This is a genomic window from Pseudarthrobacter sp. BRE9, from assembly GCF_031844305.1.
Lineage (GTDB): Bacteria > Actinomycetota > Actinomycetes > Actinomycetales > Micrococcaceae > Arthrobacter.
In genome coordinates this window covers 78,535-101,433 of the sequence record NZ_JAUZUY010000004.1, presented here as the reverse complement: position 1 = coordinate 101,433, position 22,899 = coordinate 78,535, and the positions used below count along the sequence as shown (strand labels likewise).

The following is a 22,899-nucleotide window of genomic DNA, read 5'->3' as shown; positions in this document are numbered from 1 at the left end:
GGTAACAGCCGGGAGCGCAGGATGCCGTGGCGTTCCGGTGTGGCCTGGGCGTTTTTGTGGTCCGGGCATTGATGTGAAAGGCCAGGACGGGAGGAGTGGCATGCCGCTCGACGACAACGTGGTGGAGGCCATCTACCGTGAACACGGGAGCGCCCTGCGCCGGTTCGTGCTCAGCGCCACGCATGATCCACAGCTGGCGGAGGACGTGGTGCAGGAAACCGTGCTCCGCGTCTGGCAGCACGCCCCGGACGTCAACGGCAGCTTCCGCAGTTATCTCTACCGCACGGCCAGGAACATCATGATCGACAATTACCGCCGGAGCCAGCGCCGGCCGCACGAGTCGCTGGAGAGCAGCCTGACCGACCCCGCAGCGGTGATGGGCCGCGTTGACGAGATGCTTAACCGGGTCCTGATGGAGGAAGCGCTGCTGCGGCTGAGCAAGGAACACCGGGACGTCCTGGTAGCCCTACATTACCGCCGGTTCACGGTCAACGAGGCAGCCGTCCAGCTCAGCATCCCCAGCGGAACGGTCAAGTCCCGCGCCTTCTACGCGCTGAGGGCACTGCGCACCATCCTGGATGAAATGGGGGTGGAACGGTGAACACCAATCCGCACCACCTGCTGGGGGCATATGTACTGGGCGGCCTCGATCCCGATGACCTCGCACTCTTTGAGGCGCACCTCCACGACTGCGGCGCCTGCCGGAAGGAACTGGCGGAGCTGGAGAAGGTGCCCATGCTCCTGGACTCACTTCCCGTCCCCGACGCCGTGGCGCTCACCGCCATTCCGGGCGCCAGCGACGGTACAGATGCCAACGCCCCAGCCCGCCTTTTCGACGAACTGGCCCGCCGGCGTCGGACATTACGACGGCGGTGGGCAGCGCTGGCAGGCGCCGTTGCCGCTGCATGCCTGGCCGTGGGACTGGCCGTGGGCCCCCTGCTCGCCAGGCCGCCGCAGCCCGATGCCACCTATTCCGTGGCGTCCGGGGGAGGGCTGCAGGTCAACATCGACATGGCCCGGAAGACGTGGGGAACCGAGCTCGCGGTGAGCGGCAGCAGCCTGCCGGCGGAAGGAACCCTCTCCTTGTGGGTGCGCGACCGGGCCGGCGGGGAGGACCGGGCCTGCGCCTGGAGCGCCACCCCCAGCGGCAAGGTCAAGGTCACCGGGGCCACGCCCATCCAGCTGGGCAGCATCTCCAGCGTGGAACTGCGCGACGGCGCCCAGCGCGCCGTGGCGGTCATCACCGTTCCCTAAGTGTGGAGTGCCCTGAACTCCGCCACCAGGGACTCGTCCTCACAGGCGCGGGCGAAGGACTCGATCCGCCGTTCAATCTCGTAGCCCAGCAGCCAGCTGCCGATCCGCTCCATGATGGGCCGCAGCAAAGCCGGGCGGCACGAAAAGGTGTATTTCCAGACTGCCCTTGTGCCGCCGTCGTCCGCGCTGAAACGCCAGCCACCGCCGAAGTTGGTGAAAAACCACGGGCCCGACACCATGGTCATGCCCACGTTCCGGGGCGGCGCGTAGGAGACGTACTGGCTCACCATGGCCAGGCCAAGCCGCGACCTGGTGCGGGTGCGGACGCCTTTTCCCGGCGCGTTCGCCCCATCGAGGAAGCCCTGGGCGGAGATGAAGGGGTCCCACTTGAGCCGGAAGTCCCCGGTTGTCTGGGAAAAGGCAAAGGCCGTCTCCGGGTCGATGCGGATCAAACGTTCGGCACGTACCTGTGGCATGGCTCAACCTAACCACGCGACTACCGGCTACCTGGTCATTTTGGCCAGCCGCGCACGCATGATCATGTACGCGCCGTAGCAGACCAGTCCGGCTCCCACCGCAGCCAGGAGCCAGGGCCCCAGCGGCTGGTCGCGGAGGGCCCGCAGGCCGCCGTCCAGGCCGGTGGAATCCTCCGGGTGTTCCTTGATCGTGGCGATGGCAATGAGCAGCCCGGCCAGCAGCAGCACGGTTCCCTTGGCCAGGTAGCCCGCCACCCCCAGGGCTGTCACCGCTGTCCTGGCCGGGCCCGGAGCAGGCATCCGCAACTGCTTCTCGAACGATTTCTTCGGTCCCCGGATGCCGTACACCACGCCCGTGACTGCCACTGCCAGGCCGATCAGGACCAGCAGCGCCACACCGCCCGGGGCCTGCATCATGGAAATAGTGAAGTCGCTGGCGGCCTTCCGGTTGTCCCCGCCGGTCCCTGTGCCAGTGGCGAAATGCCACAGGGTCAGGGCCAGGACGGCGTACACGATCGCCTGCAGGGCGGCCTTGGCTTTGTTCTTGATCTTCTTTTTCGTGGCCTGGTGGTTGAAGTCGAAGATGGCATCGCCGGCCTGCCACAGCGACAGTGCCGCGCAGGCAGCGAAGCTTCCCCACAGCAGGAACGGCCCAACGGGCATGGTGGCCAGTTCCGCCACCGCGCCGCTGAAGTCGGCATGGCCCGTGCCGCCCATGGCCAGGCGGATGGAGATGGCACCTACCAGCAGGTGCAGGATGCCGCTGGCAGCGAATCCTGACCGGGCAAAGACCTCCAGGACGCGCGAATTGGTCACGTCCTCGGCCTTGTCAGCCACCTGTTTCAGTTCTTCTTTGATCGTCTTTCCTTTGGACAGGCGCGTCGTGCGCTGCTGTGCGTGCCCTTATTACACCGCAATCGTCCCACGCCGGCCGTGTCCCGAACAGCCGCCCCGGTACTGCTTCCCAGGGCTGCCCGGCCGTTCGCTCAGGCCGTCATTGGCCCCCCGGGGGATGGGGAGCGATCCCCATCGCAGGGTTCCTTCAGCTGTGCAACCATAAGGACCAGCGGTTGACACGCACCGCACTCTTTCCGGGGGGAAACATGACCTTTTACGGCGCAGACGTCAGCCAGTTGCGGGCGTTGGCCAAAGCGGCGGACCAGGCGGCCTCACTGCTGAGCAGCCGGGCAGGGGCCCTGCACAGCCAGATCCAGTCCGCGCCGTGGAAGGGCCGGGACGGGGACCGCTTCCGCCAGGAGTGGAGCGCCAGCCACCGGCCCAGCCTGGACAAAGTGGTGGCCAGCCTCCGGGAGAACTCAAAAATCCTGATGAAGCATGCCGATGAGCAGGAAAAGGCGTCAACTGCCAGCGCCGGTGGTTCCGGCAGCAGTACCTGGGACCGGCTGGCCTCCCTCGCAGCCCAGGCCAGGGAGTGGCTGAGGGAAAAGGCCGAAGCAGCCAGGGCGGCCGCCGAACACCGCCGGGAGCTGGAGTCCGGGCTGGACCGAATGCTTGATGCCAGCCCGCAGGAGCAGGCAAAGTGGTGGGCCGGCCTGTCCGATGCCGACCGGAAATACCTCATCGAGGGCGAAGGCAGCGATGGCCCGTTCGCCGAGGACCTGATGCGCATGGATGGCGGCATTCCCGCCGCTGCGCAGCAGCTGGCCAAGCAGCACCTGCAGGAACTGGCCAAGGCGGACATTCCCGTCTATTCGGAGACCGGCAAAGCCTCCATCGAGGCCCGGGTTGCCTGGGTCCACGGCGGCGCCGAGGTGGGAACCGAAGTGGTGGAGAACGCCGACGGCTCCGCCACCATGAAGGTGTACGGAAACATGGGCCTGGGCGTCAATGACACCACGGGAACGGCGGGCGCCACGCTGACGGGCGAGGTCTCCCGCGAGTACACGTTTGCCAGTGTGGAGGAAGCCATGGCTGCGCGGGAGCAGATGTACCGCGACCTTCCGCCGGACAGCATCGGCGAGATCAAGGACGTGGCAGGCAACCCGCCCGGATACATCCTGGACACCATCAACGACGCTGCGAAGGACAACGGCTCCACCGGACAGACGGACAAGGCAAAGGGGACGTTCTCACTGGCCGCGGAGGGCGAGGCCGGAACCGCGTCCGGCGGGGCGAAGCTCGACCTTGCCTACGAGCGGAACCTGACCGACGGTACCTCCACAGCAAGCGGCGAGGTCTCGGCCCAGGGCAAGCTCAACCTGGACGGGCGGGTCTTTGAGGCCTCCGGCAAGGGCGGGCTGCAGGTCAACATGGACAAGGGCAACAACATCGATTCAGTGTCCGTATCCATGGACGGGACCGTGGCCCAGGGCGTCACCTCCGGTGTGAAGTCCGAGGCAGCGAAGTTCGATTCCACCGTGACGGCCGGAACGCAGGGGACGATCAAGATCGACATCGATTACTCCCCCGAGAACCGCCCGGTCATAGATAGCTATCTGCGCAACGTGGCCCTGGGGAACGACGCAGGTGCCGCCCGCGATGCAGCCCGGCTTTACGAGGCCGGCTCCGCCACCATCCAGGTGAACTCTGTAGTGACGGCCTCCAACGAAGCGGGCTTCGACGTCAAAGTGGGCGAGGTGGACGTCAAGACCGAGAACCAGTCCACCACCAACGTGTCCACGTACTATAAAGTCCCCAACGACACCAAGCTCGAGAGGCTCTGAAACCAATGTCAGTGCACATCGAATCCCCGCTGGGCTTCACCGCAGATTTTCCCGAGCACACCCAGGTCCTGGATGATTCCACGGCAGGGCCCAACAGCGAACAGTACGGCCTGCTGGGCGGCGTCCTGGTCACGGTGATCAAGGACGACACCTCGGTTCAGGATGCGCCGCAGGCCAACGGCTGGGCCCACCTGATGTCAGATTTCTACCTTGAGGAACGCGGCGGCACCCTCCTGGCCGAGGGCGAGCTGAACCTGCCCGGCAAGTCCGCCTATGCAGTGGTCGTGGGATATGACGACGACGGCGGGCCGGCCAAAGTGGCAGCCACAGTGGGCGTGTGGGAAAGCGGGCGGTTCATAGGCGTTGTGGTCATCTGGCCCTACCTGAACCCGGAGGCGGAACCCCGGCTGGAGATGCTCAAGGAGATTGTCGGCTCGATCAGCGTGGCGTGACCGCCGCCCCGCCGCCGCCCCGCTCCGGGTCAGCGGCGGCGGTAGCAGAGGTCGAAGATCAGCCGGCCTGCCTCGTGGGCCTTCGCCTCGAAGCTGGTCCGGATCCTGCCCTCGAAGCGGGGGGCCCAGCCGCCCGTTTCGTCCACGCCTTCGTTGGGGCCGGTGTGCTCCGTGCTTACCGGTGCACGGCCCTCCCGGACGGGCGCGCCGCCCACCACCGATTCGACGCCGGACTGCCACACCTGCGTCAACGGGCTTTCGGGTCCCCGGCGCTCGCCCGTGTGGAGGTTCTCGAAGTCCTCCGAGCCTGCCATGACGTCCCGGACGTGGACGGCGTAGTTGGACCAGTCGGTGGCGATCCGGAACAGGCCGCCCGGCTTCAGCGCCCGTGCCGCCAGCCCGGCGAACTCGGGCTGGATGAGGCGACGCTTGTGGTGCCGGGACTTATGCCAGGGATCGGGGAAAAAGACCCAGAGCTCGCTGACCGAGCCCTCGGGCAGCATGGTGGCCAGCACCTCCGGGGCATTTGCCTCCACCACCCGGACGTTGGCCAGGCCCCGGCTGTTGATCTTGATGATGGTGTTGGCCAGCCCCGGGGTGTAGACCTCCACGGCCAGGAAGTTCGTGTCCGGGTTCTGTTCCGCAGCATGGCAGATGGCGTCGCCGAGGCCGGACCCGATCTCGACGATGAGCGGGGCGTCACGGCCGAACTCCGCCGCAGCGTCGAAGGTGTAGTCGGGGTGGACCGAGGTGTTGGCCACGTGCCGTGGAACGTTGACGGCCCACCGTTCGGCGTGCTCCGCCCAGGCAGCCTGCCGCCGGCCCTGCAGCCGGGTGCCGCGGCGCACGAAGCTGACCGGACGGCCTCCGTACGTGCCGAAGGAGGCCTGGGTGCCGGGCGTGACAGGCCTGGGGACATGCGACTGCTGGGGGTGTTCAGGGGATTCGCTCATCCCTTCCAGAATAGCGCCGCGGGCACGGCCCGGGACCGGAGGGGTCAGAACAGGCCCATGTTGTCCAGCGCAGGACCCAATGCCAAAGCGAAAACCAGGCCGGAGATACAGAGGGCAACTGCCGCCGCGGTCCAGTTGCCTGATGTCCGCGGAGAGCCCTTGAGGGCAGGCAGCGCCAGCCGCAGCGCCAGTGAGGCAAAGAGGAGAGGCAGGCTGAACAGCACCAGGGGAGTCACCCATCGCCTGCTGGAAGAGCCGTCATCCGAATATGTCATCAACATGGCGAACATGGACAGGGGACCGGTGAGGAACATGCTCACCGGGGCAAGAATTGCCAGGACCAGGCTGTTCGTTCCTTTGTTCCCGGGCCCCTCATTGCCAGGTATTCCGCTGCCGGGCGGGTTGTTGCCGGGGAGGTTGTTGCCGGGAGTGTCCGGCGGCGGCTGGTCGGGATGACCCGGGAAGCCGGGAGGCGGGCTGGTCCCGGCCTGGAGCGCGCTTTGGGAGGGTGTGCTATCCGGTGGGACTGTGCTTTCCGGTGGGGCAGGGCGTGGTTCCTTTGGCGGCGTGGCTTCCATGGTGCTCCCGTTGGTTGGTGCGGCCATCCGTCCGGCCGCGGCTGCTTACAACCTACGAAGCCGCCAGGGGTGCCGGAAGGCGCCCGGTTCCGTATGTGGAAAACTCCCGGCGTTGCTCTCCTGCAAGAATGGGCGCATGACGGACGCAACGAATGCCGAAGCCGGGAAGCGGCGGCGGGGGGCTGCCTCCGGGGACGCCCAGGGCGGGGCACGGACTGGCAGCAGCCTGGTGGAATCCGGCACACTGGTCGATGCCGAAATCGATGACCTGCCGGCGCCTGAACCCACCCGGGTGGGCAGCCGTCGTGCCCTTGCCTACCTGGGGGTGTGCCTTGTCCTGATCGGGCTGAACCTGCGCAGCGTCTTTTCCAGCCTTTCCACAGTCCTTCCGGAGGTGACCTCCCAGGCCGCGCTGCCCGGCTGGTCTGTAGTGGTGCTGACCACCGTTCCCGTCACACTGCTGGGTGTGTTTGCGCCGCTCGCGCCTGTCCTGGCCCGCCGGTTCGGTGCGGAGCGGGTGCTGCTGGGGGCCATGGCGCTGCTGACCGCGGGGCTGCTGCTGCGGCCGGTGGACACCGGTGCTGCCCCAGGCGGCGCGGGGCACCTGCCTGCCCTCCTGCTCGGCACGGCAGCCTGCGGCGCCGCCATCGCAGTGTGCAATGTGCTTCTTCCAGGCCTGGTGAAGCGAGACTTCCCGCAGCGGCTGGGCCTCATGGGCGGCCTTTATACCACCGCCATTTGTGCCTCCGCCGCGCTCGGCGCCGGCTTCACCTACCCGGTCTACACGGCAACGGGGGAGTGGACCACGGCGCTGTGGGTCTGGGCGGTGCCCGCCGCCGTCGTCCTTCTCCTGTTCCTTCCCGTCGCCGTCCGGCAGGGGTCCGTCCGGCACCAGGCGGTCAGGGAGGGGGTCAATGTGTGGCGTTCACCCGTCGCCTGGCAGGTGACCATCTTCATGGTGCTGCAGGCCATGATGTCCTTCAGCGGCTTCGCCTGGCTGGCGCCCATCCTTCGCGAGCGGGGTGTTGACGGCGCCACCGCAGGCCTGATCGTCGCCGTGTGCATCGTGCTGCAGATGCTGGGTTCCCTGTTCGCCCCGGCCCTGGCCGCCAGGTTCCGGGACCAGCGCGCCATCAACACCGTGGTGGCGCTGATGACCGGCGGAGGATTCGTGCTCAGCATCCTGGGCCCGCTGGACCTGATCTGGGTGTGGGCCGGGTTGCTGGGGCTGGGGCAGGGGAGCCTCACCGCATGCGCACTGACCCTGATCATGCTCCGTACGCGCGACGGGCACACCGCGGCCCACCTTTCGGGCATGATGCAGGGTGTCGGCTACGGGGTGGGCTCCACCGGAACGCTCATGGTTGGCCAGCTCCACCAAGCCACCGGGTCCTTCGTTCCCGCCGGCGTCCTGTTCATGGTGGTGGGACTGCTCGCGGCGGTCTTCGGCTACCGATCGGGCCGGAACCGGTACGTGGGTTAGGAAAAGCTGTGCGGGACTCCACTCTTCCGGCCACCCATCCCGCCACCGGGATCTTCCGGCCGCCGTATTTCTGGGTAACCATCGGCACCTGTGCCCTGGTGTTCCTGGCCGCGTTCGAATCCCTTGCCGTGACCACCATCATGCCCCTGGTCAGCCGGGAGCTGAACGGCGGAAGCCTCTACGCCCTGGCCTTCGCGGGGCCGCTGGCAACCGGCGTGATCGGCATGGTGGGCGCCGGAAACTGGTCCGACCGCCGAGGCCCCGCCATGCCGCTGTACACCTCGGTGGCACTGTTCGTGGCAGGCCTGCTGATCGCGGGCACCTCGGTTTCCATGCCAATGCTCGTTGCGGGCCGGCTGGTCCAGGGACTGGGCGGCGGCGCCCTCACCGTGGCGCTCTACGTGCTGGTGGCGCGGTTCTTTCCCGGGCCGCTGCACCCCAAAATCTTCGCCGCGTTCTCCGCCGCCTGGGTGGTCCCCTCGCTGGTGGGGCCCTTCGCCGCCGGCGTCGTGGCCCAGGTCTTCAGCTGGCACTGGGTGTTCCTGGGCGTGGTGGGCCTGGTCGTTCCGGCGCTGGCGATGATCGCGCCGGTGCTGCGCGGCCTCAACAAGCCGGTTCCGGCAGGCGGGCCGGAAGAGGCAGGCCGGAGGGAAACAGTCCCGCCCTGGGCCCTCGGCCGCCTGGCCTGGGCGGCACTGGCTGCGCTCGCCGTGCTGGCCCTGAACCTCTCCGCCGGCCTCAGCGTTCCCGCTTTCCCCGCCGCCATGGCACTCCTGGCGTCCGCCGCCGTCGTCCTGGCCCTGGTGGCTGTCCGGCCGCTGGTACCCGCCGGCACCCTCACCGCCCGCCGCGGGCTGCCGAGCGTGATCCTGGCGCGGGGCCTCGCCTCGGCGTCGTTCTTCGGCGCGGAGGTCTATCTGCCGTACCTGCTGATCGACCAGTACGCGTTCCCGCCCACGCTGGCCGGGCTGACCCTTACCGGAGGTGCGCTGGCCTGGGCCGGTGCCGCCGGTGTCCAGGGGCGGCTCGGCGCCAGGCTGCCGGACCTGCGCGCCGTCCAGGCGGGGTCGCTCATGGTCCTGGCGGCTGTGCTCCTGGCGCTGGCCACCACGGCGCTGCACTGGCCGGCCGCAATCGCCATCGCCGGCTGGGTCCTGGCGGGCGGCGGCATGGGCTTGCTCTACCCGCGCCTGAGTGTGATGACCCTGGCTCTGTCCACCAAGGAGAATGAAGGTTTCAACAGCTCCGCCATGTCCATTTCGGACTCCCTCGGCGGAGCGTTGTCGCTGGCCACCACAGGGATTGTCTTCGCGGCCTTTACGACGGCGGTCCAGTCCTTCGCGGGCGTCTTCGCCTTCACCGCAGCCATCGGCGTCGCCGCGGCACTGGTGGCACCGCGGGTGACCGCCAAGGAGTCGTTGAGGAATTAGGGCAGGCGGGTGGCGCGCAGGACGACGTCGGCAATCGTGGCCTCCTGGCCATCCGGCCCGGTCACCGGCCGCTCCCGGCTGGTGAGGACCTCAATCTGCCACTCGGGACCGTTAAGCCCCAGTTCGGGGACCAGGTCGTCAGCGGTGTAGAACATGTCCCGGTGGTTGTGGTGGTCATTGCCCCAGGGTGGCAGCCGGTCCGGATGGTGGCCCACCACCAGCAGGGTTCCGCCCGGTTTGACCGCCGAGGCGGCCGTGCGCAGCGGGATGCGCCAGTCGAGTTCCTGGGAATGCAGGAACTGGGAGGTCACCAGGTCATAGGAAATGCCCGGCTGCCACTGCGTCAGGTCCGCGAGTTGCCACGTGATCCGGCTGCCGATCTCCCCGCTGGAGGCGTGCACGCTTTCCCGCGCCAGCTCCGCCAGCTCGTGGGAATGTGCCCGTTCCAGGGCTACAGCGGAAACGTCGACGGCGGTCACGGACCAGCCTTGCTGGGCCAGCCAGATGGCGTCGGCACCTTCGCCGCACCCCAGTTCCAGCGCCCTTCCCGGACGCAGGCCACCGGCTTCACGGACCAGCTGCGGGTTCGGCTTCCCGCTCCAGAGCCGCGCCTTGGTCCGGTACCGCTCGTCCCAGACTGCTGCGGGACCGATGCCGCCGCCGGCCGCGTCCGGCGGGCCGCCGCCGTCGCCCATGTGCTGCTGGTGCGCTTCATTCTGGTGCGTGTCCTGGCGCTGCCCCGGGTGTTCGCTCATGCCTCAACACTGCCCCGCCGTGCCTCCGAAGGCAACGCCGGGGACGGGTGCCCCGCAGAGAAGTGCTAGACTGGAGGAACTTGATGTGCAGTGATGCCGCCTGCTCCTGACTGGAGATCCTTTCCAGGGAGTGGGCTTTCTTCATGTGAGAGGCACATCCTGCGTCGATGAACGCGTTCCATTTGGTCCCGGCCGGCTGTCCTATTTACAGCGCCCGGTTTGATCACCTGACTTTTCTTCGGCGAAACCCCTGGTCCAACCGGCACTGGGGGCCGATATCCGCCCGGATACCGCCAGAAAGACCGTAAAAACCTACATGACTACTTTTGCTGCCCTCGGTACTCCCAAGGCCCTTGCAGACACCCTCACCGCCCAGGGAATCGTTGAACCGTTCCCCATCCAGGTCAAGACCCTTCCGGACACCCTGTCCGGTCGTGACGTCCTGGGCCGCGGCCGGACCGGATCCGGTAAAACCATTGCTTTCGCCATCCCGCTTGTAGCACGACTCGCTGAGCGGGAAGCCAAGTACTTCCGCAAGCCCGGCCGCCCCATGGGCCTGGTCCTGGCGCCCACCCGTGAACTGGCAACCCAGATCAACGCCACCATCGAGCCGCTGGCCAAGGCCGCCGGCCTGAACACCACGGTGATCTACGGCGGCATCTCCCAGGCCCGCCAGGAGAAGGCGCTGCGGGCCGGCGTCGACATCGTCATCGCCTGCCCCGGCCGCCTGGAGGACCTGATCCGCCAGCGCATCCTCACCCTCGAGGCCGTGGAAATCACCGTCCTGGACGAGGCCGACCACATGGCCGACCTCGGCTTCCTTCCCGTGGTCAAGAAGCTCATGGACATGACCCCCAGCCAGGGCCAGCGCCTGCTCTTCTCCGCCACCCTGGACAACGGCGTGGACAAGATCGTCCAGCGCTACCTGTCCAACCCGCTCACCCACTCGGTGGACGATCCGCAGGCAGCGGTGACCACCATGGAGCACCACGTACTGGTGGTCAACGACCAGACCGTCAAGAAGCAGCTGATCGTGGAGCTCGCCTCCGGCGCCGGCCGCCGCGTCCTGTTCATGCGGACCAAGCACCACGCCCGCAAGCTGGCCAAGACCCTGACCGACGCCGGGATCCCCGCCGTTGACCTGCACGGCAACCTGTCGCAGAACGCCCGCGACCGCAACCTCGCCGAGTTCTCCAACGGTGACGTCCGCGTCCTGGTGGCCACCGACGTCGCCGCCCGCGGTGTGCACGTTGACGACGTCGAACTGGTCATCCACGTGGACCCGCCCACCGAGCACAAGGCGTACCTGCACCGTTCCGGCCGCACCGCGCGTGCCGGTTCCGACGGCACCGTGGTCACGCTGACACTGCCCGAGCAGCAGAGCGACGTGAAGAAGCTCATGAAGGCCGCCGGCGTCGACGTGAACTTCGAGCGCGTCTCGGCCAACTCCCCGATCGTCGCGGAGCTGGTGGGCGAAATCGCCGACAAGGTCGATCCGCGCACCCGCGCCGCACTGATGGCGGCCAAGGCTCCCAGGCAGGGCGGCGGCACCTCCACCGGCGCCAACGCCGAACGCAAGCGCGCACGCCGCCAGGCTGCGCCGTCCGCCGGTGGCCGCGGCGGCCGTGGTGGACGCGGCAAGGTTTCGGCCGAGCCGGCCCGTACCGATGTTCCCCGCGCCGAGCGCCGGGCGGTTGCCTTCGAAGGCCGCACGGAAGCCCGCGCAGCCTTCGACCGCAACGCAGAGCAGAACGAGGACAGGGCTGTGGCAGCAGCGGCTGCCCGCCGCAATGCCCGCGGCCGCGGCACCGCTTCGACGCACCGCAACGACGTCCCCGCAGCAGGTGGCCGTGCATCGGCCGGCCGCGGTTCAGACGGCCGTGCCGAGTCACGCGTTACCCGCAGCGACGCTCCCCGCGGCGGCACCGGCCGTCCCGCATCCTCAGGCCGACCGGCTTCCTCCGGGGGCCAGCGCAGTGGACGCCCCGCAACCGGCCAGCGCGCAGCAGCCGGCGCATCCGGCCAGCGCTCTGCCGGTGCAACCGGCGGCAGCAAGGCTGTCTGGTCCTCCAACACCGGCGGAACCTCCGGCGGCTCCTACGGTTCGGGCAGCGGCGGCAACGGCGGCGCGGGCCGCCCCGCCCGCAGCGGCCCGCGCCGCGCGTCCGCCCCGGCGTCGAACGAACGCCGCAGCCGCTAAGCAGTCAACAGCCGCCAGGCAGTGAAACGGCGGGCTCAACCACATGAACTGGTTGAGCCCGCCGTTATTGTGTCTGGCGCCGCTACCAGCCGCGGGCGCGCCACTCCGCAAGGTGCGGGCGTTCGGTACCCAGGGTGGTCGGCTTGCCGTGCCCGGGATGCACGACGGCGGTGTCCGGGTAGGTGCCGAACAGACGCTCCGTGACATCGGACAGGAGCTGGTTGAACCGCTCGGGATCCTTCTGCGTGTTGCCCACCCCGCCCGGAAACAGCGAGTCACCGGAGAAGATGTGGGCAGGCCCGTCCGGGTCCTGGTAGACAAACGCGATCGAGCCTGGCGTGTGCCCGCGCAGGTGCACGGCGGTGAGCTCAAACCCTTCCACCGCCACCTTGTCCCCGTGCCCAAGCCGCCGGTCCACAGGTACGGGCAGCGCATCGGCGTCGTCCGCCCCGGCCGCAGTGGGGGCACCGGTGGCCTCCACCAGCTCCTTCAGCGCGCGGACGTGGTCCCAGTGCTGGTGGGTTGTGGCGATCAGCGCCAGCCGCGGAGCCACGGAGGTGTCCGCTGCCCCGTCCGCCAGCAGCTGCTGGATGGCAGGCAGGTTGTCAGCGGCGTCGATCAACAGCTGCGCACCGCTCTCCTTCGCGGTCAGCAGGTACACATTGTTGTCCATGTCGCTGACCGGGATGCTGCGGATGGTAAGGGCCGGCAGGTCGTGGAGAAGTGAGTCCATGGGCTTCAGTCCAGGCACGGCTACAGGTCCAGCGGCAGGGTGGTCGAGTAGACCTGTTTGGACGGCGGCACGGCCAGGATTTCACGGAGCCTGTTCTGCCCCTCCGGTGTGGTCCGCCAGGCCGCGTAGTCATCGTGGTCCTGGGTGGTGGCCCAGGTTTCCACCACCAGGATGTGGCAGGGGTCCGCGTCATCCACCAGCGCTTCGATGCCTTGGTTGCCCGGCCAGGCACGGGTGGCGGCCAGCGTTTCGGACAGATATTTGGCGGCGCCGTCGCGGTGGGCGGGGTCGATCCGGACTTCGAAGTGGACGATGGCAGGCATGGGGCTCCTTGGGGTAGCGGTCACGATGTGCGGGTTATTGGCTCTCAAAGAATGGCTTATTCCCGTCCCTCGGACACCCAGTTGGGGTCCGCGGAACGGGAGCCGACGACGGCGTCCGACGCTGCGTCGAGGGCCTCCAGGTGCGCCGGGGTGAGGTCCAGGGCAAGTGCGCCAAGGTTTTCGTCGATGCGTGCAGCTTTGCGGGTGCCGGGGATGGGGACGACCGGCAGGCCGAGCCGCTTGCCCTGGGCGAACAGCCAGGCCAGGGCCACCTGCGCGGGGGTGCCGCCGAGCTGGTCCGCCACTGACCGGACAGCGTCCACCACCGCCTGGTTGGCGGTTGCAGCGTCCGGGGCAAAACGGGGAATGTTTCGCCGGAAGTCCTTCTCGCCCAGGCTTGCGGTATCAACGGTTCCGGTAAGGAAACCGCGGCCCAGCGGGGAGTAGGGGACAAAGCCCACTCCCAGGCCGGCTGCGGCGGGAACAACGTTGCGTTCCACGTCCCGGCTCCAGATCGACCACTCGCTCTGGACTGCGGCGATCGGGTGGACCGCTGCCGCGTCCTGCAGCTCCTGGGCAGTCACTTCGGACAGCCCCAGGTGCTTGACCTTGCCCTGCTTGACCAGCTCCGCCATGGCGCCCACGGTTTCCTCGATGGGGACCCTGACGTCGCGGCGGTGCATGTAGTAGAGGTCAATGACGTCGGTGCCCAGCCGGGCCAGGCTCCGGTCCACCGCCTGGCGGACGTAGGCAGCGTCGCCGCGGATGTCCGTGTAGCCATCTGTCGGCGTGCCCACCAGCGCGAACTTGGTGGCCAGCTGGACCTCGTCCCGCCGGTCCTTGAGCAGCCGGGAAATCAGTTCCTCGTTGCTGCCGCCGCCGTAGATGTCCGCGGTGTCGATGAAGCTGATGCCGGCGTCGACGGCGTGGTGCAGTGTCCGCAGCGCCTCGGCGGGGTCAACCTCGCCGTACACGGGGGTCAGGGCCATGCCCCCAAATCCAAGGGGGCTGACGGCCAGGCCGTCGCCGAGCTGGACGGCGGCGGCGGGCTTGGTGTTGCCGTGGTCAAGGGGTGCGTTTGCCATGGGTGCTCCTGTTCGTTTCCTGCTCTTGGAATGGGTCGTCTAAAGCCAGGGGATGATGCGGTCCGCGGCCGGGCGGGTGGCCTGGATCAGGCGGGCATTTGCTTCATCGGGTCCCTCGGCCCAGGCCGCCGCAGCCTCCGGGTCCATGCCGAATGACACGTGCCGGTCCATCAGCCGCTGGAGCCGCAGCGCGGGCGGGGTTTCGAGGAACCATACCTCGTCCAGTTGCGCCCGTACCTCTTTCCACGGCTCCTGGTCCGCCAGCAGGTAGTTGCCCTCGGTGATGACCAGCGGGACGTCGGCCGGCACGGCGATGGACGCGGCCACCGGCTCGTCCAGGCTGCGGCGGAACTCCGGCGCGTAGACGACGGCCTCGTCCCGGCGCACCAGGCGGCGCAGCAGCGAAAGGTAGCCGCCGCCGTCGAACGTATCAATGGCGCCTTTACGCTGCCGCAGCGGGGTCCCCTCGATGATCGCGTTGCCCAGGTGGAAGCCGTCCATCGGGACCACAACCGACGTCCCCGGGCTGAACTGCTCCTGCAGCCACGCCGCAAACGTGGACTTCCCGGAGCCCGGCGCCCCTGCGATGCCCAGGATGGTGCGCGTTCCGGGGGCCATCCGGCGCCGCAGCGCGTCCAGGGCGTCGGTGATCTCGGGGGAGTCCATGGCAACAGCCTAAACCGCGCGAATCAGCGGCGGGTGGACTCCGCGGGTGTGCGGGCTGCGGCATGGTCCCGAACCGGCAGCGCCTTGAGGCCGGCGGCGCAGCCCACGATACCGGCAATGAACAGCAGCTTGACCACGCTGAACGGTTCCACTCCGGTGGCCATGGCCCAGCCGACCGTTAACGCGGCACCAATGCCCACCCAGATGGCGTAGGCGGTGCCCAGCGGGATGCTTCGGATCGACATGCCCAGGCCCAGCATGCTGAGGGTTGCGGTGACGGCGAAAACGAGCGTGGGCAGGGGTCTGCTGAAACCGTCGGACAAGCCCAGGGCTGTGGCCCAGACTGCCTCCAGGACGGCGGAGGCCAGGAGCACCAGCCACGGGAGTGAACGCTTCATCATCACGCCACCACCTTCAGGCCGACCACGCACGCGGCGATCCCGGACAGCAGCAGCAGGCGTGCCGCCGTCGGGCGTTCCACCTTGGTGGCCATGGCGTAGGCGGAGGTCAGGACCACGCCCACTCCGACCCAGACGGCGTAGGCCGTGCCGGTGGGAATGGACTGCATCGCCACGGCGAGGCCGCCGGTGCTCGCGGCAACGGCCACAAGGAAAAGGGCGGCAGGGGCCAGGCGGCGGCGTCCGGAAGCCTTGGACGCGCGGTGGAGTGCGGCTGCCCAGACGGCCTCCAGCGCGCCGGAAAGAAGAAGGATTAACCACGGCATGACTTGATCCTTTGGCCAGTCTTGTCGCGTGCCGGGTACTGAACCGTCGTCCGGAGGCCCGGGGTGGAGCCTTGGCTCCCAGCGTAGCAACGCTCGACGGCGTGCGGCCACGTTGGTGCCCAACCTCACCAGCCGAGGTGGCCGGCCGCGCGCACTTGGCGTGCTCACCCCGCGTGCTCACCCCGCATGCTGGGACAGCAGCTGTTCCACCCGGTCCGGTGCGTAGAGGCTCTCCTCCACCAGCCGGCAAAGGCCCACTGCGGTGGCCTTGCGGCTGTCCGCGGGGACGATCTCCAGGTCCACCAGGGAAGGTTCGAAGGCATCGGCAAGAATTTGCTGCCGGCATGCCTGCAGGAAGCCGGGGAGGACCCCCACCAGGCCGCCCACCGCCACCCGCCCCGGATTCAGCGTCCCCACCATGGCGGCGAGGGCGCGTCCCAGCACCCGACCGGCGTCTGAGACTGCGGCACGGACGTCCGGGTCGTCGGCGGCTGCGTCAACGAACCGCCGCAGCGTTCCGTAATGCGCAAACCGCGGGGCGGCCAGCAGCGCGCGCCCGGAAGCCACCGCCGCCAGGCAGCCGTCCCTGCCGCAGCGGCACCGGCAACCGGCGGCCTCCGGGATGCGCACATGCCCGATGTCCCCGGCGGCGCCGTGGGCGCCGCGCACCAGCGAACCGCGGACGATGATCCCGGCGCCGATCCCGGTGCTGACCTTCACGGCAACAAGGGAGTCGAGCGGGCCGCGGATCTCCCCCACGGCCATTGACCGGGCGTCGTTTTCCAGCAGGACCGGGCAGTCAAGGCTGGATTCCAGTGCCTCCTGCACGAGCTGCAGGTCCCAGTGGGCAAGGACGGTCCGCTCGAGTCCGAGGCGGTGGAGGGGGTCAACCGGGGCGGGCAGTCCTACTCCTGCTCCTACGGGTTGCCGGCCGTCCAGCAGCCGCAGCGCTTCGCCGACCACCTGGCCAACCACCACCTCCTGCCTGTTCCCGATCTCGACGGGGATACGGGCGGAAGCCACCACTTCCCTGCTCAGGGACAGGAGATGGATTCCGGCGTGGGTATGGCCGATTTCCAGGCACACCACCAGCTTGTCGCGGTCATCGAAACGGAGGGAGCGGGGCGGCCTGCCCCGCTGTGCGCGCACGGGAGTGGACTCGTAGACGAGCCCCGCCGCGAAGAGGGCATCGAGCCGCTCATAGAGGGTGGAACGCGCCATGCCGGTGATCTCCAGCAGGTCCGCCCGGCTGTATCCCGCGGCGTTCGAGCGCAGGAGCTGGAGAAGGTGCCCGGCGCTGGTGGCGGGGCCGGCCGGCGTCTGGGCAGCCTCTCCCACCAGCGTCCTCTGGTCCGTCATGCGGGACGCTTCCTTTCACTGCGGGCACGCGGATTGGCCCGTCCATCATTGACGTGATCTGTATCACACAATTATGATCGATCATCAGACAAAAAACCTAGCAGTCCTTCACTCCAGGAGGCTCTAATGTCCGTTACCGCCCACCACGACGTCAGCCGGCGAGCATTGTTGAAGGGGGGCCTTACGGTCTTGGCAGCCGGCCCGGTGCTTGCGGCCTGCGGGGTCAATACCAGCGGAAGCGGCGGCAAGGGGTCGGTCAGCTTCCTCTCCACCCAGTTCTCCCCGGTGGAGGAACGCCAGAAGTATGAGGCCACACTCAAGAAGTTCGCGGGGGATATCAGCGTGGCCTACAACCCCGTTGATACGGGCGTTTTCAACACCACCCTGAAGTCCCAGCTGGCCGCCGGAAAAGTCGAGGTGGGAATTGCCGGTGGGCTGCACGGCGACCTCGCCCCCTTCGCCTCGCAGCTGGAGGACCTCAGCTCGCTCATGAATGACTTGTCGTCGGCCGGCTACTCGAAGGACGTGACTGAGCTGGCCAAGCTAGGCACAGACGTTCCCCGCTACATTCCCTGGATCCAGGCCACTTACGTGCTGGCGGTCAATAAGAAGGCACTGCAGTGGCTGCCGTCGGGAGCAGACGTCAACAAGCTCACGTACGACCAGTACCTGGCATGGGCGAAGGCGGCCAAGGACGCCAGCGGCCGGCCCGTCTTCGGCCTTCCGGCGGGCCCAAAGGGCCTGCACCACCGCTTCTACCAGGGCTTCCTGCTTCCCAGCTTCACGGGCGGGCAAATCACCACCTTCCGCAACCAGGATGCCGTCAACGCCTGGACGTACATGCGCGAGCTCTGGGCGAACACGAATCCGGCCTCCACCAACTACGACTTCATGCAGGAGCCCCTGGCCAACGGCGAGGTCCTGGTGGCCTGGGACCACGTGGCGCGCCTCATCACGGCCGTCAAGGACAAGCCGGACGACTGGCAGATGGTTCCGGCCCCCTCCGGCCCCAAGGGCAGGGGCTACCTCCTGATCGTGGGCGGCATGGCGGTGCCGAAGGGTTCGCCCGAGAAGGACAAGGCCTTCGAGCTCATCAAGGCCCTGTCCAAGCCCGAGGCGCAGATCGAGACACTGAAATCCAACTCCTTCTTCCCCGTGGTGAAGACGGACATCGGCGGCGACCTTCCCGGCGGCGTGGCCCTTGAAGCCAAGGCGGTCAAGGCGCAGCAGGAGGCCTCCGACGCCAAGCTCGCCCTGCCGCCCGTGGGACTGGGCGACAAGGACCCCCAGGTCTCCCAGCTGTTCAAGAACTGCTTCCAGGAGATCTGCCTGAACAACGCGGACGTCAAGGCCACGCTGGACCGGCAGGGCGCGGAACTGGCCAAGATCATGGACAGCCTTAATGTCCCGTGCTGGGCACCGGATCCCAAGACGTCCCCCTGCAAGGTCGCATGATGGCCGCCCCCGATGCGCCGGCCGCAGCCAGGCCGCATGTTCCCCCTCCGGGTCCAAGAGTCCGTGCGCCCAGGAGGCGGGGAAGCTCTTCGGCGCTGCTGCTGATTGCCCCGTCGATCGTGTTCATGACGCTGCTCTTCGGCTGGCCGATGGTCAGCGGCGTCCTGCAGGCCTTCGGCGGGCCCGAAGGTTTGACCACCGCGAACTTCACCCGGATGTCCCAGGACCCGTATTTCTGGTCCTCCGTGGGCAACACGGTCCTGCTCATCGTGGTGATGATCCCCATCCAGTTTGTCCTTGCCCTGGCGATGGCCCTGCTGATCCGGGCCAAGCCGCGGGGGGCGTCTGCCTACTTCTACATCTGGGCCATCCCGCTCGCGGTGAGCGACCTCGCCGCCGGCCTGGTCTGGTTGACGGTCTTCACGGACCGCGGATACCTCAACTCGCTCCTTGCGTCCCTGGGACTTCAGCCCGTCTCGTGGCTCGCGTATGACAACTACCCGTCCATGTTCGGCGCCGTGCTGATCGCGGAGGTGTGGCGGGCGACGTCGCTGGTGTTCGTAATCGTGGTGGCCGGCCTACAGTCCATCCCGAAGGATTACGAGGAAGCCGCCGGCGTCTTCGGGGCCAGTTTCTGGAACCGGCTGTGGCACGTGACCTTGCCGCTGCTCCGCCCCAGCCTCCAAACCGCCCTGATCCTGAGGACCATCCTGGCCTTCCAGACCTTCGCCGTGGCCCTCGCCCTCACCGGCCAGAACTTTCCGCTGGTGGTCGGTGAGACGTACCGCTGGTATACGGGCCTGCAGGACCCCAACGTTGCATCCGCACTGGCTTTGGTGGTCATGGCCGTCTCCATGATCACGGCAGTGGGCTACCTGAAACTCCTGAGGGACCAGACGGAGGCTGCGCGATGAGCCACGCGACGACGTCCAGGACCACTGCCGGGACTGCCCGGCCTGAACCCGGGGTGGACCGCCGGCCCCTGGCGCGGCAGCGACGCAACCGGGTGCTCCTCCAGGTGGCGTGCATCCTGATCACCCTCTTCATGGCGCTGCCGATCTACCTGATCGCACTGGCGGCCATGTCCAGCCGGCAGTCGCTGCAGAAGTTTCCGCTCAGCTTCATCCCGGACAACTTCTCCACCGAGACCATGCAGACGTTCCTGCAGTCCACAGGCATCCTGGGCGGCCTGATCAACTCCGTCCAGGTGGGTGTGTTCACCCTTGTGCTGTCGCTGCTCATCGGTGTTCCCGCAGGGTACGCCGTGGCTCGCTTCGCCTTCCGCGGCAGGGAGCCTTACCAGCTGTTCCTGCTGTTCACGCGTGCCCTGCCGATCGTCGTGCTCTCCGTGCCGCTGGCCCAGCTCTTCCTGCAGACGGGGCTGTACGACAGCGTCCTCGCCGTCGTTCTGCTCCACACGGCACTGGCCCTGCCCACCACCATCCTGATTACGGCCTCGGTGTTCCTGGGAGTTCCGCGCGACGTTGAGGAAGCGGCACGCATCTTCGGCTGCAGCCCGGTCCAGGCCTTCCTCAAAGTGGTCCTGCCCATGGCCATCCCCGGCATCGCCGCGGCCTCGATCTTCACGTTCGTCATGTCCTGGAATGAAGTCCTGGGCGCCTCGATCCTGACACTGAACCAGCGCACCCTCCCCGCCCAGGTCCTCAGCTCCCTCGCCGAATCGCCGCTTGCCTACCGTTTCGCCGGCGGCTTCCTGCTGGTGGTCCCGGCACTGGTCTTCATCTTCTTCATGCGCCGCTACCTCACCAACATGTGGGGCTCCACCATCCGCTGATCGCGTCCCAGAGAGGCCGTCCCATGGCTGACATCTCCATCAAGGGTCTGCACAAGACCTACCCGGGCAGCACAGAGCTGGCCACGAACAACGTCTCCCTGGAGGTTGCGGAGGGCGAGTTCATGGTGCTGCTGGGGCCCTCCGGCTGCGGGAAGACCACCCTGCTCCGCATGGTTGCGGGCCTGGACTTCCCGGACCAGGGCAGCATCTCCATCGGCGGGAGGGACGTGACCTACCTGCCCCCGCAGGACCGCAACCTATCCATGGTGTTCCAGTCCTATGCTGTCTTCCCGCACCGGACCGTCCGCACCAACATCGGGTTCGGGCTGATGATGAAGAAGGTCCCGCGGGAGGAACTGGAGCGGAAGGTGGCCTGGGCCGCGGACCTGCTGCAGCTCAGCCCATACCTGGACCGCTACCCGGCCAACCTCTCCGGCGGGCAGCGGCAACGCGTCGCCGTCGCCCGGGCCATCGTCATGGACGCCGACGTGCTGCTCATGGATGAGCCGCTGTCCAACCTCGACGCGCTCCTTCGCCTCGACTTCCGCGCCGAGCTCAAGAAGATCGTTCAGCAGCTTGGTTCCACCACCCTGTACGTCACCCACGACCAGGTGGAGGCGATGAGCCTCTCGGACCGGGTTGCGGTGATGAAGAAGGGCCAAATCGCCCAGCTCGGCCACCCGATCACCGTGTACGAGGAGCCGGCGGACCGTTTCGTGGGCGGCTTCATCGGCTCGCCGCCCATGAATTTCCTGGACGGCCGCATTACGCAGCAGGGTGCCCTGGAAGTGGGTGGCCAGAGCATCGCGGCGCCCGAATTCCTGGCCCGGGCGGCAGCCCGCACTGGCGGCACGCCGGTCATGGTGGGCATCCGGGCGGAGAATATCGCCCTGGCCCAGCGCGGCTCGGAGGGTTCCCTGGACGCCGCCGTCGAGGTGGTGGAACCGCTCGGGCACGCCACCTTGCTCACGGTGGACCTGGGCGGCCAGACCGTCAAGGTCCAGGTCCCCTCCACAGCGCAGGTTTCCGCCGGGGAAACGGTGGGACTGCGCTTCGAGCAAAGCGCCCTGCGCTTCTTTGACACGGAGACCCAACTGGGGCTGACGGCGTGAGCGCAGAAGCGGACGCAACGGGGTCTCCACTTCGCGACCTCGAGGAGATGCGGCAGCGGGCCAGGGATGTCCTGGCCGCGAATGACCTTGGCACCATGGTCACCGCCGCGCCGAATCTCTATCCGCATATGTGGAGCTGGGATGCGGCGTTCGTGGCCACGGGCCTGTCGACCGTAAGCGTGGCCCGGGCCCTGCAGGAGCTGGACTACCTCCTCGCCGCACAGTGGAAGAGCGGGATGATTCCGCACATTGTGTTCTCCGACGTCCCCGGCTACTTCCCCGACGTGGAGCGGTGGGGTACCCGTGGAGCGTCACCTGACGGGGTGCAGTCCAGCGGCATCTGCCAGCCGCCCGTGCACGCTTCTATGCTGCGCCGCATCATGGAACGCGCGACGGCGGCAGGCGGCGAGGACGCCAGGCTCGCCGAAGAATTCACCCGGCGGACGTTGCCGCAGTGGATCCGTTGGCACGCCTGGCTCCGCAACAGCCGCGGCGGCGACGGGTCGGGCCTGCTCACGATCTATCACGGCTGGGAGTCCGGGATGGACAACTCGCCGCGGTTCGACGGGCCGTATTCCAGGGTGCGGCCCGGGGAGATGGAGCCGTTCGTCCGCACGGACACGCTGAAGGTCACGGACCATAGCCAGCGGCCCAGCGACGAGGAGTACAGCCGCTACCTCTGGCTGGTGCAGCAGATGGCCGATGCCGGTTTCGACGACGCCCGGTTGCCGGACGTGATGGCCTTCCAGGTCAAGGACGTCTTCATGTCGGCGATTTTTGCTGCTGCGAACGAGGACCTGGCCGTGCTGGCCGAACGGTTCGGCCACCCCGGCGAGGCGCCGCAGCTGCGGGAGTGGGCCCGGGAATTCCGGGAGGGCGTGGACGCCACCGTTGATGACCACACAGGGCTGGCGCGGGACCGGGATGTGCTGGCCGGTGAATGGATCGGGCTGCCCACCATGGCCGGGTTCGCTCCACTCATCTCCACAGCGGACGAATCCCTGCTGCGGCGGCAGCTCGAGATCTTCGAGGGACGTGACTGGACCGGTGACCCGCGCCTGGCCTTCCCGCTGCCGGCGTCAACCTCCACCACCTATGAGGGACTCAAACCGCGGCAATACTGGCGCGGTCCGGTCTGGCCGGTGATGAACTGGTACCTGGGGTGCTGCCTGCGCAGGCGCGGCGACGAGGCACGCTACCGGCGGCTGCGCGAGGCCTCCCTTGCCCAGCTGATGGAAGGCCATTTCGCCGAGTACTACGAGCCGTTCACGGGCGAGCCGCTCGGCAGCATGGACCAGTCCTGGACCGCGGCCGTTGCGCTGGAATGGCTCGCCGACCCCGACCCCGACGCCGTCCCCGACCCCGACGCCGGCTGACCCGTG

At 68.0% G+C, this 22,899-nt stretch carries 24 protein-coding genes and 1 riboswitch; of the genes, 12 read left to right on the top strand and 12 right to left on the bottom strand.

Annotation, left to right across the window (positions count from 1 at the left end; translation table 11 throughout):
* Window positions 1-100: 100 nt before the first annotated feature.
* Window positions 101-601, top strand: a complete 501-nt coding sequence (locus Q9R31_RS10230) for a sigma-70 family RNA polymerase sigma factor (RefSeq protein WP_311262621.1) — start codon at window positions 101-103, stop codon at window positions 599-601.
* Window positions 598-1,254, top strand: a complete 657-nt coding sequence (locus Q9R31_RS10225) for a zf-HC2 domain-containing protein (RefSeq protein ID WP_311262620.1) — start codon at window positions 598-600, stop codon at window positions 1,252-1,254. Before Q9R31_RS10230 ends, Q9R31_RS10225 begins: the two co-directional genes overlap by 4 nt.
* Here the strand turns inward: Q9R31_RS10225 and Q9R31_RS10220 are convergent.
* The gene (locus Q9R31_RS10220) at window positions 1,251-1,730 is read right to left on the bottom strand and encodes an SRPBCC family protein (protein WP_311262619.1); all 480 of its coding nucleotides are present in this window, start codon (window positions 1,728-1,730) and stop codon (window positions 1,251-1,253) included. The two genes, Q9R31_RS10225 and Q9R31_RS10220, sit on opposite strands and share 4 nt — an antisense overlap.
* 27 nt (window positions 1,731-1,757) lie before the next feature.
* Window positions 1,758-2,576 carry a DUF1206 domain-containing protein gene (locus Q9R31_RS10215; protein WP_311262788.1) on the bottom strand — a complete coding sequence of 273 codons (819 nt, stop codon included), beginning with the start codon at window positions 2,574-2,576 and terminating at the stop codon, window positions 1,758-1,760.
* 257 nt (window positions 2,577-2,833) lie between these two features.
* Between Q9R31_RS10215 and Q9R31_RS10210 the strand changes: the two genes are divergently transcribed.
* Together Q9R31_RS10210 and Q9R31_RS10205 are read left to right on the top strand one after the other, a co-directional pair.
* Complete coding sequence (locus Q9R31_RS10210; RefSeq protein WP_311262787.1) at window positions 2,834-4,414, top strand: hypothetical protein; 1,581 nt, start codon at window positions 2,834-2,836, stop codon at window positions 4,412-4,414.
* Window positions 4,415-4,419: 5 nt separating this feature from the next.
* The gene (locus Q9R31_RS10205) at window positions 4,420-4,866 is read left to right on the top strand and encodes a hypothetical protein (protein ID WP_311262618.1); all 447 of its coding nucleotides are present in this window, start codon (window positions 4,420-4,422) and stop codon (window positions 4,864-4,866) included.
* 29 nt (window positions 4,867-4,895) lie between these two features.
* On the opposite strand, the gene trmB is transcribed toward Q9R31_RS10205, so the two are convergent.
* A complete protein-coding gene (gene trmB, locus Q9R31_RS10200; protein ID WP_311262617.1) occupies window positions 4,896-5,819 on the bottom strand; it encodes a tRNA (guanosine(46)-N7)-methyltransferase TrmB in 924 nt (307 codons plus the stop codon).
* Window positions 5,820-5,863: 44 nt separating this feature from the next.
* Window positions 5,864-6,139, bottom strand: coding sequence for a hypothetical protein (locus Q9R31_RS10195; RefSeq protein WP_311262616.1), 276 nt, complete (start codon window positions 6,137-6,139; stop codon window positions 5,864-5,866).
* Window positions 6,140-6,533: 394 nt separating this feature from the next.
* On the opposite strand from Q9R31_RS10195, the gene Q9R31_RS10190 reads away from it, so the two are divergent.
* Window positions 6,534-7,880 (top strand): MFS transporter, encoded by a 1,347-nt coding sequence (locus tag Q9R31_RS10190; protein ID WP_311262615.1) that lies wholly within the window; start codon window positions 6,534-6,536, stop codon window positions 7,878-7,880.
* An 8-nt stretch (window positions 7,881-7,888) separates the two neighbouring features.
* On the top strand, window positions 7,889-9,310 hold the full coding sequence (locus Q9R31_RS10185) for an MFS transporter (RefSeq protein ID WP_311262614.1): 1,422 nt from the start codon (window positions 7,889-7,891) through the stop codon (window positions 9,308-9,310).
* Here the strand turns inward: Q9R31_RS10185 and Q9R31_RS10180 are convergent.
* On the bottom strand, window positions 9,307-10,065 hold the full coding sequence (locus tag Q9R31_RS10180) for a class I SAM-dependent methyltransferase (RefSeq protein WP_311262613.1): 759 nt from the start codon (window positions 10,063-10,065) through the stop codon (window positions 9,307-9,309). The genes Q9R31_RS10185 and Q9R31_RS10180 overlap by 4 nt on opposite strands.
* Before the next feature lie 316 nt (window positions 10,066-10,381).
* On the opposite strand from Q9R31_RS10180, the gene Q9R31_RS10175 reads away from it, so the two are divergent.
* Window positions 10,382-12,265: a DEAD/DEAH box helicase gene (locus tag Q9R31_RS10175; RefSeq protein WP_311262612.1), complete on the top strand. Its 1,884-nt coding sequence runs from the start codon at window positions 10,382-10,384 to the stop codon at window positions 12,263-12,265.
* 82 nt (window positions 12,266-12,347) lie between these two features.
* On the opposite strand, the gene Q9R31_RS10170 is transcribed toward Q9R31_RS10175, so the two are convergent.
* From Q9R31_RS10170 to Q9R31_RS10140, 7 genes are all read right to left on the bottom strand, one after another.
* Window positions 12,348-12,998, bottom strand: a complete 651-nt coding sequence (locus Q9R31_RS10170; RefSeq protein WP_311262611.1) for an MBL fold metallo-hydrolase — start codon at window positions 12,996-12,998, stop codon at window positions 12,348-12,350.
* Between the two features lie 20 nt (window positions 12,999-13,018).
* Entirely contained in the window at window positions 13,019-13,321 is a 303-nt protein-coding gene (locus Q9R31_RS10165) for an antibiotic biosynthesis monooxygenase (protein ID WP_311262610.1), read from the bottom strand.
* 56 nt (window positions 13,322-13,377) lie between these two features.
* Window positions 13,378-14,406, bottom strand: coding sequence for an aldo/keto reductase (locus tag Q9R31_RS10160; protein WP_311262609.1), 1,029 nt, complete (start codon window positions 14,404-14,406; stop codon window positions 13,378-13,380).
* 39 nt (window positions 14,407-14,445) lie between these two features.
* The gene (locus Q9R31_RS10155) at window positions 14,446-15,072 is read right to left on the bottom strand and encodes a nucleoside/nucleotide kinase family protein (RefSeq protein WP_311262608.1); all 627 of its coding nucleotides are present in this window, start codon (window positions 15,070-15,072) and stop codon (window positions 14,446-14,448) included.
* 23 nt (window positions 15,073-15,095) lie between these two features.
* Window positions 15,096-15,473 (bottom strand): multidrug efflux SMR transporter, encoded by a 378-nt coding sequence (locus Q9R31_RS10150; RefSeq protein WP_311262607.1) that lies wholly within the window; start codon window positions 15,471-15,473, stop codon window positions 15,096-15,098.
* On the bottom strand, window positions 15,473-15,796 hold the full coding sequence (locus Q9R31_RS10145; RefSeq protein ID WP_311262606.1) for an SMR family transporter: 324 nt from the start codon (window positions 15,794-15,796) through the stop codon (window positions 15,473-15,475). Before Q9R31_RS10145 ends, Q9R31_RS10150 begins: the two co-directional genes overlap by 1 nt.
* Window positions 15,797-15,806: 10 nt before the next feature.
* A riboswitch (guanidine-III (ykkC-III) riboswitch) is annotated at window positions 15,807-15,872 on the bottom strand.
* Window positions 15,873-15,973: 101 nt separating this feature from the next.
* Window positions 15,974-17,155 (bottom strand): ROK family transcriptional regulator, encoded by a 1,182-nt coding sequence (locus Q9R31_RS10140; RefSeq protein ID WP_311262605.1) that lies wholly within the window; start codon window positions 17,153-17,155, stop codon window positions 15,974-15,976.
* A gap of 126 nt (window positions 17,156-17,281) precedes the next feature.
* Here Q9R31_RS10140 and Q9R31_RS10135 point away from each other — a divergent pair, with 126 nt between their 5' ends.
* The 5 genes from Q9R31_RS10135 to Q9R31_RS10115 are packed head-to-tail and all read left to right on the top strand — an operon-like array spanning window position 17,282 to window position 22,893.
* On the top strand, window positions 17,282-18,610 hold the full coding sequence (locus tag Q9R31_RS10135) for an ABC transporter substrate-binding protein (protein WP_311262604.1): 1,329 nt from the start codon (window positions 17,282-17,284) through the stop codon (window positions 18,608-18,610).
* Window positions 18,610-19,524 (top strand): sugar ABC transporter permease, encoded by a 915-nt coding sequence (locus Q9R31_RS10130; RefSeq protein ID WP_311262603.1) that lies wholly within the window; start codon window positions 18,610-18,612, stop codon window positions 19,522-19,524. The genes Q9R31_RS10135 and Q9R31_RS10130 overlap by 1 nt, the downstream gene beginning before the upstream one ends.
* The gene (locus tag Q9R31_RS10125; RefSeq protein ID WP_311262602.1) at window positions 19,521-20,405 is read left to right on the top strand and encodes a carbohydrate ABC transporter permease; all 885 of its coding nucleotides are present in this window, start codon (window positions 19,521-19,523) and stop codon (window positions 20,403-20,405) included. Before Q9R31_RS10130 ends, Q9R31_RS10125 begins: the two co-directional genes overlap by 4 nt.
* A 23-nt stretch (window positions 20,406-20,428) precedes the next feature.
* Window positions 20,429-21,517, top strand: a complete 1,089-nt coding sequence (locus tag Q9R31_RS10120) for an ABC transporter ATP-binding protein (protein WP_311262601.1) — start codon at window positions 20,429-20,431, stop codon at window positions 21,515-21,517.
* Entirely contained in the window at window positions 21,514-22,893 is a 1,380-nt protein-coding gene (locus tag Q9R31_RS10115) for an MGH1-like glycoside hydrolase domain-containing protein (RefSeq protein WP_311262600.1), read from the top strand. The genes Q9R31_RS10120 and Q9R31_RS10115 overlap by 4 nt, the downstream gene beginning before the upstream one ends.
* Window positions 22,894-22,899 lie beyond the last annotated feature (6 nt).

Coding starts and splice junctions, on each gene's coding strand:
- Q9R31_RS10130 (WP_311262603.1), top strand. CDS start 18,610: ATGGCCGCCCCCGATGCGCCGGCCGCAGCCAGGCCGCATGTTCCCCCT.
- trmB (WP_311262617.1), bottom strand. CDS start 5,819: ATGAGCGAATCCCCTGAACACCCCCAGCAGTCGCATGTCCCCAGGCCT.
- Q9R31_RS10175 (WP_311262612.1), top strand. CDS start 10,382: ATGACTACTTTTGCTGCCCTCGGTACTCCCAAGGCCCTTGCAGACACC.
- Q9R31_RS10150 (WP_311262607.1), bottom strand. CDS start 15,473: ATGATGAAGCGTTCACTCCCGTGGCTGGTGCTCCTGGCCTCCGCCGTC.
- Q9R31_RS10170 (WP_311262611.1), bottom strand. CDS start 12,998: ATGGACTCACTTCTCCACGACCTGCCGGCCCTTACCATCCGCAGCATC.
- Q9R31_RS10140 (WP_311262605.1), bottom strand. CDS start 17,155: ATGACGGACCAGAGGACGCTGGTGGGAGAGGCTGCCCAGACGCCGGCC.
- Q9R31_RS10165 (WP_311262610.1), bottom strand. CDS start 13,321: ATGCCTGCCATCGTCCACTTCGAAGTCCGGATCGACCCCGCCCACCGC.
- Q9R31_RS10230 (WP_311262621.1), top strand. CDS start 101: ATGCCGCTCGACGACAACGTGGTGGAGGCCATCTACCGTGAACACGGG.
- Q9R31_RS10220 (WP_311262619.1), bottom strand. CDS start 1,730: ATGCCACAGGTACGTGCCGAACGTTTGATCCGCATCGACCCGGAGACG.
- Q9R31_RS10205 (WP_311262618.1), top strand. CDS start 4,420: ATGTCAGTGCACATCGAATCCCCGCTGGGCTTCACCGCAGATTTTCCC.
- Q9R31_RS10125 (WP_311262602.1), top strand. CDS start 19,521: ATGAGCCACGCGACGACGTCCAGGACCACTGCCGGGACTGCCCGGCCT.
- Q9R31_RS10145 (WP_311262606.1), bottom strand. CDS start 15,796: ATGCCGTGGTTAATCCTTCTTCTTTCCGGCGCGCTGGAGGCCGTCTGG.
- Q9R31_RS10210 (WP_311262787.1), top strand. CDS start 2,834: ATGACCTTTTACGGCGCAGACGTCAGCCAGTTGCGGGCGTTGGCCAAA.
- Q9R31_RS10155 (WP_311262608.1), bottom strand. CDS start 15,072: ATGGACTCCCCCGAGATCACCGACGCCCTGGACGCGCTGCGGCGCCGG.
- Q9R31_RS10120 (WP_311262601.1), top strand. CDS start 20,429: ATGGCTGACATCTCCATCAAGGGTCTGCACAAGACCTACCCGGGCAGC.
- Q9R31_RS10135 (WP_311262604.1), top strand. CDS start 17,282: ATGTCCGTTACCGCCCACCACGACGTCAGCCGGCGAGCATTGTTGAAG.
- Q9R31_RS10160 (WP_311262609.1), bottom strand. CDS start 14,406: ATGGCAAACGCACCCCTTGACCACGGCAACACCAAGCCCGCCGCCGCC.
- Q9R31_RS10180 (WP_311262613.1), bottom strand. CDS start 10,065: ATGAGCGAACACCCGGGGCAGCGCCAGGACACGCACCAGAATGAAGCG.
- Q9R31_RS10190 (WP_311262615.1), top strand. CDS start 6,534: ATGACGGACGCAACGAATGCCGAAGCCGGGAAGCGGCGGCGGGGGGCT.